The 14,875-nt window shown below is 71.6% G+C and carries 9 protein-coding genes; 6 read left to right on the forward strand and 3 right to left on the reverse strand.

The features are described from left to right. Positions 1-53 precede the first annotated feature (53 nt). From OOK07_RS30110 to OOK07_RS30135, 6 genes are read left to right on the forward strand one after another with little or no spacing between them, the layout of a single operon-like run. On the forward strand, positions 54-5,309 hold the full coding sequence (locus tag OOK07_RS30110) for a thioester reductase domain-containing protein (protein ID WP_266799581.1): 5,256 nt from the start codon (positions 54-56) through the stop codon (positions 5,307-5,309). 39 nt (positions 5,310-5,348) lie between these two features. Further along, complete coding sequence (locus OOK07_RS30115) at positions 5,349-6,557, forward strand: cytochrome P450 (protein WP_266684904.1); 1,209 nt, start codon at positions 5,349-5,351, stop codon at positions 6,555-6,557. Then, on the forward strand, positions 6,557-8,314 hold the full coding sequence (locus OOK07_RS30120) for a fatty acyl-AMP ligase (protein ID WP_266799583.1): 1,758 nt from the start codon (positions 6,557-6,559) through the stop codon (positions 8,312-8,314). Before OOK07_RS30115 ends, OOK07_RS30120 begins: the two co-directional genes overlap by 1 nt. Further along, entirely contained in the window at positions 8,311-8,559 is a 249-nt protein-coding gene (locus OOK07_RS30125; RefSeq protein WP_266684908.1) for an acyl carrier protein, read from the forward strand. Before OOK07_RS30120 ends, OOK07_RS30125 begins: the two co-directional genes overlap by 4 nt. Positions 8,560-8,576: 17 nt before the next feature. Further along, the gene (locus OOK07_RS30130; RefSeq protein WP_266684910.1) at positions 8,577-9,611 is read left to right on the forward strand and encodes a beta-ketoacyl-ACP synthase 3; all 1,035 of its coding nucleotides are present in this window, start codon (positions 8,577-8,579) and stop codon (positions 9,609-9,611) included. Continuing rightward, complete coding sequence (locus tag OOK07_RS30135; RefSeq protein ID WP_266684912.1) at positions 9,604-9,816, forward strand: hypothetical protein; 213 nt, start codon at positions 9,604-9,606, stop codon at positions 9,814-9,816. The genes OOK07_RS30130 and OOK07_RS30135 overlap by 8 nt, the downstream gene beginning before the upstream one ends. A gap of 100 nt (positions 9,817-9,916) precedes the next feature. Here OOK07_RS30135 and pyk read toward each other — a convergent pair whose 3' ends face one another. The 3 genes from pyk to pta all read right to left on the reverse strand — a co-directional run bounded on the left by pyk (position 9,917) and on the right by pta (position 14,755). After that, a complete protein-coding gene (gene pyk / locus OOK07_RS30140) occupies positions 9,917-11,344 on the reverse strand; it encodes a pyruvate kinase (protein WP_266684914.1) in 1,428 nt (475 codons plus the stop codon). A 115-nt stretch (positions 11,345-11,459) separates the two neighbouring features. Beyond that, positions 11,460-12,668 carry an acetate kinase gene (locus tag OOK07_RS30145; RefSeq protein ID WP_266684916.1) on the reverse strand — a complete coding sequence of 403 codons (1,209 nt, stop codon included), beginning with the start codon at positions 12,666-12,668 and terminating at the stop codon, positions 11,460-11,462. Continuing rightward, positions 12,665-14,755: a phosphate acetyltransferase gene (pta, locus tag OOK07_RS30150; RefSeq protein ID WP_266799586.1), complete on the reverse strand. Its 2,091-nt coding sequence runs from the start codon at positions 14,753-14,755 to the stop codon at positions 12,665-12,667. Before pta ends, OOK07_RS30145 begins: the two co-directional genes overlap by 4 nt. Positions 14,756-14,875 lie beyond the last annotated feature (120 nt).

Genomic DNA, 14,875 nt, shown 5'->3' on the forward strand with positions numbered 1-14,875 from the left:
AGCGGGTCCACGTCCACGAACACCATCATCATGCCCGGCACTGGGGGAATTTCATGACAACGGCCACCAACGGCAGCACCGCTCACGACCGTTCCGACCTGCTGCGCCGCGCGCTGGTCGAGCTGAAGACCGCGCGCGCCGAGGCCGCCGAGGCCAGGAAGGCCCTCACCGAGCCGATCGCCGTGGTGGGTGTGGGGTGCCGCTTTCCCGGCGCCGGCACGGGCGTCGAGGGCTTCTGGGACCTGCTGACCGGGGGCCGCTCGGCGATACGCGAGATACCGGCGGACCGGTGGGACGCGGACGCCTACTTCGACGCGGATCCGGACGCGCCGGGTCGGACGTACGCGCGTCATGGCGGATTCGTCGACGGGGTCCGGGAGTTCGACGCCGGGCTGTTCGGGATCCCGCCACGCGAGGCGGCACAGGTCGACCCGCAGCACCGGCTGGTGCTGGAGGTGGCCTGGGAAGCCCTCGAACACGCCGGGATCGCACCGGACTCGCTGCGCGGCAGCCGTACCGGTGTGTTCGTGGGGATGGGCGGGAGTGACTACGAGCGGCTGACTGCGGCCGCCGGGGACGTGGCCGGACTGGACGGCTATACGGCGACGGGCGGCGCCCAGAACTTCGCGGCGAACCGGGTGTCGTACGTGCTGGGGCTTGAGGGGCCGAGCATGGTCGTGGACACGGCCTGCTCCTCCTCGCTGGTGGCGCTGCACCTGGCGTGCCAGGCGCTGCGGGCCGGGGAGTGCGAGCGAGCGCTGGTCGGCGGCGTGAACCTGCTCCTGTCCCCCGGCACGACGGTGACCCTCTCCAAGGCCCGCATGCTGTCGCCGGAGGGCCAGTGCAAGACCTTCGACGCCTCGGCGGACGGCTACGTGCGCGGTGAGGGCTGCGGCGTGGTGGTGCTGCGGCCGTTGGCCGACGCCGTGCGGGACGGGCAGGAAGTACTGGCGGTGGTCAGCGGCTCCGCCGTCAACCAGGACGGCAGGAGTTCGGGTCTCACCGTGCCCCGGGGATCCGCCCAACAGGACGTGATCCGGCGCGCGTTGGCGGTCGGCGGGGTCGCGCCCGGTGATGTGGGCTATGTGGAGGCGCACGGGACCGGCACGCCGCTGGGCGATCCGATCGAGGTGCGGGCGCTGGCCTCGGTGCTGGGTGAGGGGCGTGCGGCGGACCGGCCGGTGGTGCTGGGGTCGGTGAAGACGAATATCGGGCACCTGGAGGCTGCCGCCGGTATCGCGGGCCTGGTCAAGGCGATTCTCACGGTCGGACGTGGAGTCATTGCGCCGCATCTGAACCTGACTACTCCCAATCCGTTGCTGGAGTGGGACGAGTTGCCGGTGCGGGTGGCGACCGAGCTGACGCCGTGGGACGAGGAGCGGCGGGTCGCGGGCGTGTCGTCGTTCGGGTTCGGCGGGACCAACGCGCATGTGGTCGTGGAATCCCCGCCCGCGCCCGCCGAGACCATCGCCGATGCCGCCCACGACGTCGTGGGTGAGGGTCCGGTGGTGGTGAAGGTGTCCGGGCGCAACGAGGACGCCCTGCGCGCCTCCGCACAGCAACTCGCCACGTTCGTACGGGACTCTGCGGCCCCGGACGCACTGCGCGGGGTGGCCTGGGAGTCCGGCGTGGGCCGGGCGGACCTGCCGCAGCGGGCCGCCGTCGTGGCCGGATCGCTGACCGAGCTCGCCGACGGGCTCGGGCGGATCGCCGAGGGCGGGCTGCTGCCCGCCGGTGTGGTGTCGGGCCGGCGTGACGAGACCGGCGCGCCCAGGATCGCCTTCCTGGCGCCCGGCGGGGAGGCCACCGGAGTGCCGGCCGGCCTGTACGGGCGGATCGACGTGGTGACGGAGACGGTCGACGAGGTGTGCGGGGCCGTGGACCTGCCACCGTCGGCACTGATCGTCTCCGACGCCGAGCCCCAGGACGGCGGTGTGCCGGACGCCGACGGCGCCCTGAGCGGCCCCGGCGAAGTCCGCGACGGTTCGCCGGCACCCCAAAGAGGCGCGGGTCCGCAGCCATCGGCGGCCGCACCGCGTGGCGCGACCAGCCCCCACGATGCCGCAGCCGGCCGGCGGCCCCTCCCCGCACCTCTCGCGGAGCGCCTCGCGGCGTACGCGACGGCGGTGGCCCTGGGAGCCTGGTGGAAGTCCGTCGGCGTGGCACCGGACGTCGTGGCCGGTCATGGCGCGGGCGCCTACGCGGCCGCCGCGCTCGCCGGAGTGTTCACCGTCGCCGACGGCGCGCGCCTCGTCGCCGCCGCCGACGACCGGGAGACGCTGGCGAAGGTGCTCGCCGACATCGAACTGCGGCTGCCCGAGGTCGACTTCGTGTCGGACGCCACCGGCAAACCGGCCGGCGCCGAGGCGGTCACCGTCGACTACTGGCTGCGCCAGGCCGCCGAACCCGTCCCGTTCGAGGACGTGCTGTGGTCCACGCTGGGCATCCGGACCCGGGTCCTGGTCGAGCTGGGCTCGCCGGACCGGCGGCCGATGCTCGCTGAACTGGTGTCGGAGGGCGGACTGACCCGCGTCGCCTCCGCGCACCCCGCGGACACCACCGCCGACGCGCACGAGTGCCTGCTGCGGGCGCTGGCCCGCGTGTGGAGCGAGGGTGCCGACGTGGACTGGGCCAAGGTCAACGGCCCGCGGCCCGCGCGGGTACCCAAGCTGCCCACGTACCCCTTCCAGCGCCGTACGCACTGGATGCGGCCCGCCGCCCAGGACACCGCCGCCCAGAACGCCGCCGCGCAGCCCGCCGCCGGTGACCCGGGCGCGGCGCTGCGCCCCCGCGTCCTCAAGGCGGCCACCGGGGACACGATCGGCGAAACCCGGCTGTCGCTGTCGGTCCTGCCGTTCCTGGCGGAACACCGGGTGCACGACCGGCTCGTCGTACCTGGCGTGGTCTACCTCGAACTGCTGCTGCGCTGCGCGGCCGAGACCTTCGACGGCCCGGTGCGCATCGAGGGTCTGGAGCTGTCCCGGCCGCTGGTGCTGGGCGACGACGACGCGGCGACCGTCCAGGTCGTCATCTCTCCGGCCGAGTCCGGCCGGGCCCGGGCCCGGGTGTTCAGCGCGGACCCCAAGGGCGGCTGGCAGCAGCATCTGACCGTCGTGGTCGTCGAGGACGAGCCCGTCTCCTCCGAGGAGCCCGGCACCGGCCCGCAGGCCTCGGCGGTCGACCTCCACGCCGTACGGGCACGCTGCGCCGAGAGCCTCGACGCGGACACCTTCTACCGGCAGGCCTGGCACCCCTCCTTCCGGCTCGGCCCCAGCTTCCGCCTGGTCCAGAGCGCCTCGCGGGGCCCCGGAGCGGCGGCGGGCACCCTGGCCCTGCCCGGTCCGGACGCCGAGGGGATCACCGCGGGGATCCGGCCGGAACTGCTCCTGCTCGACGCGTGCGTGCAACTGGTCGCGGTGGCCGCGCACTCCGGCTCCGAGGGCTGGGACGAACGGCCCGTACGGCTGGGCACCGGCTACCAGAAGATGATCGTGCACCGGCCGGTGGAGGGCGCCGCACTGGAGTGCGCCGCCACGGTGCGGGACACCGCGGACGGTTCGGTCATCGGTGACATCTCGCTCACCACGACGGACGGCACACCCGTCGTCGACCTGCTGGGCGTTTCGTTCCGGCCGGTCGGCCCGCAGATACTGAGCCGGCTGATCGCCGAACGGGCCACCGGCGAGGGCGGATCCGGGGCGCCGGACGCGGCACCGGCACCGGCCCGCGAGGTGCTCCTCGCGGCGGACCCGGCCCGGCGGCAGCGTCTCCTGCTCGATCACTTCGTCCGGGTGATGGCCGGCATCCTGGCCGCGGAGCCCGAGGAGGTCCACCCGGACACCCCGGTGACCGACCTGGCCGACTCGCTGATGATGGCCGAGCTGCAGACCATGGTGGACCGGGACCTGGGCATCGCGATCCCGATGGAAATGATCTTCGACGGCAGCGGGCTGCGCAGCCTGGCCGCCTGGGCCGCCGAGGAGCTGGCCGAGACCGCGGGCACGGCAGACACGGCCGTCCCGGCGAACGCCGCGGACGCCTCAGCCGTCGCCGGGGCGGCGGAGCCGGCACCCCCTGTCGCGCCGAAGCCCCGCCCGCGCCGCCGCAAGACCATGACGGTCGAGGAGATGGCCGAACGGGCGCGGCTGGAGGAGTCGATCGCCCCCGCCCTCCCGCCGGAGCCCGCGGGCACCGCCCCCGAGGCCACCCTGCTCACCGGCGCCACCGGATTCGTCGGCGCCTTCCTGCTCGCCGAACTGCTCGACCGTCGCTCCGGCGACGTCCTGTGCCTGGTCCGAGCCGACGACGAGGCGCATGCGCTGCGGCGGATCCTGGCCAATCTGGAGGCCTACGGCGTCGACCCGGAACCGTACCGGGACCGCATCGTGCCGCTCGTCGGCGACCTCGGCGAGCCGTTGTTCGGGCTGGACGACGGCACGTTCGCCGCACTGCACGCCCGCGTGGGCTCGATCATCCACTGCGGCGGCATGGTGAAGTGGACGTACCCCTACAGCGGCCTCGAGGACGCCAATGTCGCCGGCACCCGGGAGGTGCTGAGGCTGGCCACGGCCGGCGCGGCGCGGCCCGTGCACTTCATCTCCACGGTCGGTGTCTTCTCCTCCATCGACTACACCGCCGACCTGGTGCACGAGAGCGACGACCTGCACAGCAGCGGAGCGCTGGCGGTCGGCTACGCGCAGACCAAGTGGGTGGCCGAGCAGATGGTCCGCACCGCCCACGAACGCGGCGTACCGGTCACCATCCACCGCATCAACACCGGCGGGCACAGCCGTACGGGCTCCTTCAACCGTCTCGACCATCTGAACATGATGCTCAAGGGCTGCATCGAGGCCGGCATCGCCCCGCAGGACGTGCGGATGCCCGTACAGCCCGCGCCGATCGACTACGTGGCCGCCGCCGTCGTGGAAGTGGCCGGCCGTCCCGAACTGAGCGGCCGCACCTTCCACCTGGTCAACCACGGGTCGCTGAGCTGGTCCCAACTCTTCGACCACGTCGAGGAGTTCGGCTACCCGATGCGACGGCTGCCGTTCGACGAGTGGAAGGAGCGGGTGACCAACCGCAGCTCGGGAACCATGGCGCTGCTCGGCCTCGCGCCCTTCCTCAACGACACCGTCGACGACGTACGGCTGCCGCTGTCCGACTCGGCCCAGACCCGCTCGGCTCTCGACCCGGCCGGACTGGTCTGCCCCTCCCTGGACGCCGACCTCGTCCACACCTATCTGCGGCGCTTCGTCGCCACCGGCTTCATCGACGCGCCGGCGCGGCCGGACGCACCGCAGCACGCCTGAGCCGGACGCACCAGAGCACCCTCTGACAGGAGTTCACCGATGACGACCCTGGCCATCGATCTCACCAGCACCGAATACCGGCTCAACCCCTGGCCGCTGTACGCCAGGCTGCGCGACGAGTCCCCCGTCCACCATGTGCCGGGCGGCGCCGCGGACGGCACGGACTTCTATGTGCTGAGCCGCTACGACGACGTCGCGCTCGCCCTGAAGGACAAGAAGCTGTTCTCGTCCCAGATCCGGCGGGACGACTACATGAACCTGCCGATGCTGGTCAACCGCGACGCCCCGGAGCACACCCGGCTGCGCCACATGGCCAACCGCGCGTTCAACGCCCGTCTGGTCCGCACGCTCGGCGACTGGGTGCAGACCCTCGTGGACGACCTGATGACCGAGGTGCTCTCGCACGACCGGGTGGAGTTCGTCGAGGCGTTCACCACCATGCTGCCGCTGCGCGTGGTCGGCGGCATGCTCGGCATCCCGCTCGACCGCAAGAAGGACCTGCGCCGCTGGTCGCAGGCGGTGATGGACAGCTTCGCGGTGGCCGCGGGCATGGATCCCGACGAGGCACCCGGGTTCTTCGAGGACCTGATGGAGTTCGGGAACTACATGGGCGACCTGGCCGCCGAGCGCAAGGGCAAGCCCAACCAGGAGGACATCCTGGGCGAGCTGGTCGTCCAGCACGAGGCGGGCGACCTGACCCGCGACGAACTGGTCACCATGGCCTGGTCGTTCGTCGCCGCAGGGCACGAGACCACCATGAACCTGCTGGGCGGCGGCTTCCACATGCTGCTCAGCGACCCGGAGCTGGCCAAGCGGATGCTGGCCGCGCCCGAGCGCTCCGGCGACTTCGCCGAGGAGTATCTGCGGCTGAACAGCCCCACCCAGTGGCTGCTGCGCCGCGCCAAGGAGGACGTCGAACTGCACGGGTCCGTCATCCCCGAGGGCGCGCTGGTGCACGTACTGCTCGGTGCGGCCAACCGGGACCCGCGCCACTTCCCCGACCCCGACACCTTCGACCTGGACCGCCCCAACCGGGGCGACCACATGGCCTTCGGCGCGGGCCCGCACTTCTGCCCGGGCGCCGCCCTGTCCCGGCTGCTGGCCGACCGCGCCTTCCACGCCTACTACGACCACCTCGACCGGTTCTCCCTGGACCCCGGGGCGCCGGCCCAGTACCGCACCCGGCAGGGGTCGTACGGCATCGCGCGGATGGACGTTCTGGTGACACCGACCACGGGGGACAAGTGATGACGACGGCGACCACCCTTCCCACGACCTCTGCGACAGCCCCCGATCCGGCGGCGGAGACGACCCTGGACCGGTTCCTGTACCACGCCGACCGGCAGCCCACCGCACCGGCGTTCACCTTCCTCGACGACGACGGCGAGGTACAGCGGACGCTGTCCTACGGCGAGCTGGACGCGACGGCACGCAGCATCGCCGCAGGGCTGCGGGCCAGGCTGGCGCGCGGGGAGCGGGCACTGCTGCTGCTGCCCGAGGGCCTGGACTTCGTCCCTGCGTTCTTCGGCTGTCTCCAGGCCGGCGTCATCGCCGTACCGGCGTACCCGCCGCTGCCGCTGCAGAACCGGCAGCGGATGGAGACCCTGAAGTCCATCGTCGACGACTGCCGGCCTGCCGCGGTGATCGTGGCCGTACCGCCCGAGATGCTGGACACGGTGCGCTCGGTGATGCCGGATTTGGCGGATCTGTGGTGGACCACCGTGGCGGAGCTGTCCGCCGCCGCCGCCGACGCCCCGGACGACCACCGCCCCGGCCCTGACGACATCGCCTTCCTGCAGTACACCTCCGGCTCCACGGCGATGCCGAAGGGAGTGACGGTCACCCACCGGGCGCTCGCCCACAACGAGGAGATGATCCGGGAGTCCTTCGAACACGAGAAGGGACTCACCGGCGTGGGCTGGCTGCCGCTCTTCCACGACATGGGCCTGATCGGCCACGTGGTGCAGCCGCTGTGGATGGGCGGCCACTCGATCCTGATGTCGCCGCTGACGTTCATCAGGCGGCCCGTCCGCTGGCTGCGCGCGATCTCCCAGTACCGGGCCACCACCAGCGGCGCACCCAACTTCGCCTACGACATGTGTGTCGCCCGCATTCGCGAGGAGGACTGCGAGGGCCTGGACCTGAGCAGCTGGAAGGTCGCCTACACGGGCGCCGAACCGGTCCGGGACCGCACCCTGCGCGCCTTCGCCGAACGCTTCGCCGCCCACGGCTTCGACCCCGCCGCCGCCTACCCGTGCTACGGGCTCGCGGAGGCGACCCTGCTGGTCACCGGTGCCCGGGTGGCGGACGAGCCCACCCGGCTCACCGTGGACGACGAGGCACTGGGCGCCGGGCGAGTGGTGCCCGCCGAGGCCGGGACAACCCTGGTCAGCAGCGGGATCACCCGCATGGACCGGGAAGTGGTCATCGTCGACCCGGACACCGCCGAACCGGTCGGGCCCGGCCGGGTGGGCGAGATCTGGATCGGCGGGCCGGACCTGCCCACCGGCTACTGGGGCAGGCCCGAGGCCAGCGAGGAGGTCTTCGCCGCCAAGCCGGCCGGCGCCGGTGGCGGCCCCTACCTGCGCTCCGGCGACCTGGGCTTCCTGCACGAGGGCGAGCTGTACGTCACCGGGCGCTGCAAGGACCTGATCATCGTCGGCGGCCGCAACCACTACCCCCAGGACCTCGAATTCACCGCGGAGCAGGCCCACTCCGCGCTGCGCACCGGCTGCTCCGCGGCGTTCGCGGTCGAGGACGGCGGAGCCGAACGCGCCGTGCTCGTGGCCGGCGCCGGGCAGGGCGCGGCCGGGGCCGACGAGGCCGCCGCCGCCAAGCGCGCCGAGATCGCGCGCGTGGTGCGCAGCGCTGTCGCCGCCGCGCACGGAATCACCCTCGACGACGTGGTGGTGGTCGGCCCCAACGCGGTGCCCAGGACATCCAGCGGCAAGGTGCAGCGTGGTGCCTGCCGGGCCGCCTACCTGCGAGGAGAGTACGCCCAGTGAGCACGAGGACCATGACCAGGCGGCAGGTGCGGAGCTGGCTGGTCGGCCGGGTCGCCGAGCATCTCAAGGTCGCTCCCGAGACCGTCTCCCCGCAGGCCGTCTTCAGCGAGCTGGGACTGTCCTCCGTTCAGGCGGTCGAACTCACCGCGGAGCTGGAGGACTTCAGCGGCCTGAAGATACCTCCCACGATGGTCTACGAGTACCCCACGATCGACGACGTCGCGGCGTACGTCGCCGGCCAGTGACACGAGGAGACCCCACCATGGCACTCAGTCCTGTCCCCGGGGCGCGGATCGCGGCTCTGGGGCACCATCTCCCGGCCACCGTGCTGTCCACCGAGGCCGCCGCCGAGCGGCTCACGGTGGACGCGGAGTGGATCGTGGCCCGCACCGGAATCCGGGAGCGCCGGCTGGCGGACCCGGACGAGACGGTCGCCGACATGGCGACGAGCGCGGCACGTCACGCGCTCACCAAGCTGTCCGCGGACCCCCGCCACGCCGACCCGGCGCAGGACATCGACACGGTGATCGTGGCGACGTCCAGCGCGGAGTCCACCATGCCCACCACCGCGGCCCGGGTCGCCGCCCGGCTCGGGCTGGCGCAGCCGGCGGCGTTCGACCTCAACAACGCCTGCGCCGGGTTCTGCCATGCGCTGGCGGTCGCCGACGCGCTGATCAGGGCGGGCAGCAGTCGCGGCGCGCTGGTGATCGGCGCCGACAAGGCCAGCGCCTGGCTGGACTGGACGGACCGGGACACCGCGATCCTCTTCGCGGACGGCGCCGGCGCGGCCGTGGTGCTGCCGCACGAGCGCCGGGCCATCGGTCCGGTGCGGTGGGGCAGTGTGGGGGAGCGCGCGGACCTCATCACCATCGACCCCGTCGACCGGGTGCTGCGCCAGGAGGGCCGGGCGGTCTACCGCTGGGCGACCGGGCTGGGTTCCACGGCCCGTGAGGTCTGCGACAGCGCCGGCGTCAAGCCCGGCGACCTGGCCGCGTTCGTCCCCCACCAGGCCAATCTGCGCATCGTCGACGCACTCGCCCGGCACCTGGAGCTGGACGGTGTCCCCGTCGCCACCGATGTCGTGGACACCGGCAACACCATGGCCGCGACGATCCCGATCGCCCTGTCCCGCATGACCAGCCGCCCGGAGGCCGAGGTACGGGGCAACGTGCTGCTGTTCGGCTTCGGCGCGGGGCTGGCGTACGCCGGACAGGTCGTCGATCTGCAGCTGGCGTCGACGTCCCCGGCCGCGGCGTCCCGTGAGCCGGTCGCGGTGAGCGTGGGCCGCGGTGACTGAGCGTCCGGCATCCCGGCCGGCCCGCCCCGAGGGCCGGCCCGCGTCCCCGACGGAGGAACAGGCTCCGGGCGGTCGGGCCCAGCACGATCAGGCCCAGCACGCACCGGTTCAGCACGAACACGTTCAGTACGACCACGCCGTCCTTCGGGCCCTCCTCACCTTCACCGGCGGTCTGGCCGGCCCCAGCAGCGCGAACCCGGGCTGATCACCGAGCGGATCACCGAGCTGAACAACCGAGGGCGCCCCCTGTCGCAGGGGGCGCCCTCAGCGCCGTACAGAAGCCTTCAAGGCCCTTTGCGGGTACGTCAGTTGCTGCCGCCGGCGATGTGGTGGACGCGGAGCATGTTGGTGGTGCCGGGGACGCCGGGGGGCGAGCCGGCGGTGATGATGACGATCTCGCCCGGGTTGAAGCGGTTGATCTTGGCGATCTCCTGGTCGACCATGTCGACCATCTCGTCCGTGGTGTTCACGAACGGCACGACGTGCGACTCCACGCCCCAGCTGAGGGTCAGCTGGTTGCGGGTGTTCTCGTCGGTGGTGAAGGCGATGATCGGCTGCTGGGCGCGGTAGCGCGACAGACGGCGGGCGGTGTCGCCGGACTGGGTGAAGGCCACCAGGCCGCGGCCGCCGAGGAAGTCGGCGATCTCGCACGCGGCACGCGCGACCGAACCACCCTGCGTACGCGGCTTCTTGCCCGGCACCAGCGGCTGCAGGCCCTTGCTCATCAGCTCCTGCTCGGCCGCGACGACGATCTTCGACATCGTCTTCACGGTCTCGACCGGGTACGCGCCGACGGAGGACTCCGCCGACAGCATGACCGCGTCCGCGCCGTCCAGGATCGCGTTGGCGACGTCGGACGCCTCGGCGCGCGTGGGACGGGAGTTGGTGATCATCGACTCCATCATCTGGGTCGCCACGATCACCGGCTTGGCGTTGCGGCGGCACAGCTCGATGAGCCGCTTCTGCACCATCGGGACCTTCTCGAGCGGGTACTCGACGGCCAGGTCACCACGCGCGACCATGACGGCGTCGAACGCCATCACGACGGCCTCCATGTTGTCCACCGCCTGCGGCTTCTCCACCTTGGCGATGACCGGGACGCGGCGCCCCTCCTCGTCCATCACCCGGTGGACGTCGTCCACGTCCTTGGCGTCGCGGACGAAGGACAGCGCGACCATGTCGCAGCCCATGCGCAGCGCGAAGCGGAGGTCCTCGACGTCCTTCTCGGACAGTGCCGGCACGTTGACGGCCGTGCCGGGCAGGTTGATGCCCTTGTGGTCGGAGACGACACCGCCCTCGATGACGATCGTCTTCACCCGCGGGCCCTCGACGTCCAGGACCTTCAGCTCGACGTTGCCGTCGTTGATCAGGATCTGGTCGCCACGGTCCACGTCACCGGGCAGGCCCTTGTACGTCGTGCCGCAGATGGACTTGTCGCCCGGGACGTCCTCGATCGTGATGACGAACTCGTCACCCCGCTCCAGCTCCACCGGACCCTCGGCGAAGGTCTCCAGCCGGATCTTCGGTCCCTGCAGGTCGGCGAGGACACCGATGGCCCGGCCGGTGTCCTTGGCCGCGGCCCGGACGCGGTCGTACCGCCCCTGGTGCTCGGCGTGGGTGCCGTGGCTGAAGTTGAACCTGGCCACGTTCATTCCGGCCTCGATCATCGAGACCAGCATTTCGTGGGAGTCGACCGCGGGGCCGAGAGTACAGACGATTTTCGAACGGCGCATGGGGCGATCCTATCGGTTTGTTTCGCCGCGGAATATTCCGTCTGGCGGAAGATACAAATGGGCGGGTCGGTGCTCAGCTGCGTTACCGCTCAGTCGCCGAGGGCGGCGCCGCATATCAATGCCGAACGACCAGTGCGTAGGTCTGTGTGGCGATTTCCAGTTCTTCGTCGGTGGGCACCACGGCGACCTTCACCCGTGCGTCCTCGGGCGAGATCAGCCGCGGTTCGTCACTGCGTACGGCGTTCAGCGCGCCGTCCACCGCCAGGCCCAGGGTCTCCAGGCCCGCGACGGCCGCCTCCCGCACCGGCGCCGCGTTCTCGCCGACCCCGGCCGTGAACGCGATCGCGTCCACGGTGCCGAGTACGGCGTAATAGGCGCCGATGTACTTCTTCAGACGGTGAATGTAGATGTCGAAGGCGAGCTTCGCCTCTTCGTCGCCCTCGTCGACCCGGCGCCGTATCTCCCGCATGTCGTTGTCGCCGCACAGGCCGACCAGCCCGCTCTTCTTGTTGAGAAGAGTGTCGATTTCACCGATGGACATTCCGCCAACTCGCGCCAAATGGAAGATGACGGCCGGATCCAGGTCTCCGGAGCGCGTACCCATCACGAGCCCCTCCAAAGGCGTCAGCCCCATGGAGGTATCCACGCACCGGCCCTTCGCGACCGCCGAGGCCGAGGCCCCGTTGCCCAGGTGCAGCACGATCACGTTCACCTCGGACGGGTCCTTGCCGAGCAGCTTCGCCGTCGCCCGGGACACATAGGCGTGAGAGGTCCCGTGGAAGCCGTAGCGCCGGATGCGGTGCTCGTCGGCGGTCCGCACGTCGATCGCGTAGCGGGCGGCCGCCTGAGGCATCGTGGTGTGGAAGGCGGTGTCGAATACGGCGACCTGGGGCAGGTCGGGCCGCAGGGCCCGGGCCGTACGGATGCCGGTGAGGTTGGCCGGGTTGTGCAGCGGCGCCACCGGGATCAGCCGCTCGATCTCGGCGAGCACGGTCTCGTCGATCACGGTCGGCTCGGTGAAGGTCTGCCCGCCGTGCACGACGCGGTGCCCGATCGCGGCGAGTTCGGGCGAGTCGAGTCCGACACCGTCCCTGGCCAGCTCCTGGGACACGGCCTTCAGGGCGGCCTCGTGGTCGGCGACCGGGCCGCTGGACTCGCGGGTCCCGCCGCCGTTCGCGAGGGGTGTGTGCCTGATGCGCGAGGTCTCCTCGCCGATCCGCTCCACGAGGCCCGCGGCCAGCCGGCGGCCGTCCCGCATGTCGAGCAGCTGGTACTTCACCGACGAGGAGCCGGAGTTGAGGACGAGGACGCGGGAGGGACTCACTGTGCGGTCGCCTTCTCGTTCGAGTTCTGGGCCTGTATCGCCGTGATGGCGACGGTGTTGACGATGTCCGAGACCAGGGCGCCCCGGGAGAGGTCGTTGACGGGCTTGCGCAGACCCTGCAGCACCGGGCCGACCGCGATCGCCCCGGCCGAACGCTGCACTGCCTTGTAGGTGTTGTTGCCGGTGTTCAGGTCGGGGAAGATCAACACGCTTGCCTGGCCGGCGACTTCGGAGCCCGGCAGCTTGGTCTCGGCGACGGACGGCTCCACGGCGGCGTCGTACTGGATCGGCCCCTCGATCCTCAGGTCGGGGCGCCTCTCCCGCACCAGCTTCGTGGCCTCGCGCACCTTGTCGACGTCGGCGCCCGAGCCGGACGTGCCCGTCGAGTACGACAGCAGCGCGATCCGCGGCTCCACGCCGAACTGCTCGGCGGTGGCGGCCGACTGGATGGCGATGTCGGCCAGCTGCTGTGCGTTCGGGTCGGGGTTCACGGCGCAGTCGCCGTAGACGAGGGTCTTGTCGGCCAGGCACATGAAGAAGACGGACGAGACGATGTCGGCATCGGGCTTCGTCTTGATGATCTCGAAGGCAGGCCGGATCGTCGCGGCCGTGGAGTGCACGGACCCCGACACCATGCCGTCGGCCAGCCCCTCCTCGACCATCAGCGTGCCGAAGTAGTTCACGTCCGAGACGACGTCGTACGCCAGCTCGACGGTGACGCCCTTGTGGGCGCGCAGGACGGCGTACTTCTCGGCGAAGGAGTCGCGCAGCTCGCTGGTGGCGGGGTCGATGAGCTGGCAGCCCTCCAGGTCGATGCCCAGGTCGGCGGCCTTCTTGCGGATCTGGTCGACCGGCCCGAGGAGGGTGAGATCGCAGACGCCGCGGCGCAGCAGGACCTCGGCGGCGTGCAGGACGCGGGGTTCGGTGCCCTCGGGCAGGACGACGCGGCGCCGGTCGGAGCGGGCCTGTTCGAGCAGCTTGTGCTCGAACATCATCGGGGTGAGGCGATCGCTGCTGGGGGCCGAGACCCGCCGGGTGAGGTCGCCGGTGTCGACGTACCGCTCGAAGAGCCCGAGTGCGGTCTCCGCCTTCCTCGGGGTGGCCGCGTTCAACTTCCCTTCCAGGGAGAAGAGTTCGGCTGCGGTGGGGAAGCTGGTGGTGGCCACCGAGAGCACCGGGGTGCCGGGGGCGAGGCGGGCGGCGAGGGTGAGGATCCCGTCGCTGGGCACCTCGTTCAGGGTGAGAAGCACGCCGGCTATCGGCGGGGTGCCGGCGCTGTGCGCGGCCAGCGAGCCGACGACCAGGTCGGCGCGGTCGCCGGGGGTGACGACCAGGCATCCGGGGGTGAGAGCGGCGAGGAAGTTCGGCAGCATCGCACCGCCGAACACGAAGTCGAGCGCGTCCCGGGCGAGTCCCGAGTCGTCGCCCAGCAGCACCCTGGCGCCGAGGGCCTGGGAGATCTGGGCCACCGTGGGTGCGGCGAGCGCGGGCTCGTCGGGCACGATGTAACAGGGCACGGGCAGGCGGGAGTCGAGCCTGCGCGCAATGTCCTCCCGGTCCTCCCGGGCCACCCGGTTGGTCACCATCGCCAGCACGTCGCAGCCCAGCGACTCGTACGCCCGGTAGGCGTTGCGGGTCTCGGCGAGCACCGACTCCGCGAGCTGCCCCCGACCGCCCACCACCGGGATCACGGACGCGCCGAACTCGTTGGCGAGGCGGGCGTTGAGGGACAGCTCGTCGGGGAGCTGGGTGTCGGCGAAGTCGGTGCCGAGGACCAGCACCACTTCGTAGTCGCGCGCGACCACGTGGAAGCGTTCGACGAGGGTCGACACCAACTCGTCCGTGCCCTGCTCGGCCTGGAGGGCGGACGCCTCGTGGTAGTCCATGCCGTAGACCGTGGCCGGGTCCTGGGAGAGCCGGTAGCGGGCGCGCAGCAGCTCGAACAGGCGGTCGGGGCTGTGGTGGACGAGCGGCCGGAACACGCCGACCCGGTCGACCTGCCGGGTCAGGAGCTCCATGACCCCCAGCTCGACGACCTGCCGGCCGTCGCCGCGGTCGATACCCGTCACGTACACGCTGCGCGTCACGCGTGCTCTCCGTTTCGTCTGTCGCTGCTTCGTCTGTCGCTGGGGCGTCGCCGGTGCAAAAATCGCCCACCGGGGTGAGCAGAACCCTCTTGACAATACCCTCGCCGGTGGTTAAGGCGC

Source organism: Streptomyces sp. NBC_00078, assembly GCF_026343335.1.
GTDB lineage: Bacteria > Actinomycetota > Actinomycetes > Streptomycetales > Streptomycetaceae > Streptomyces.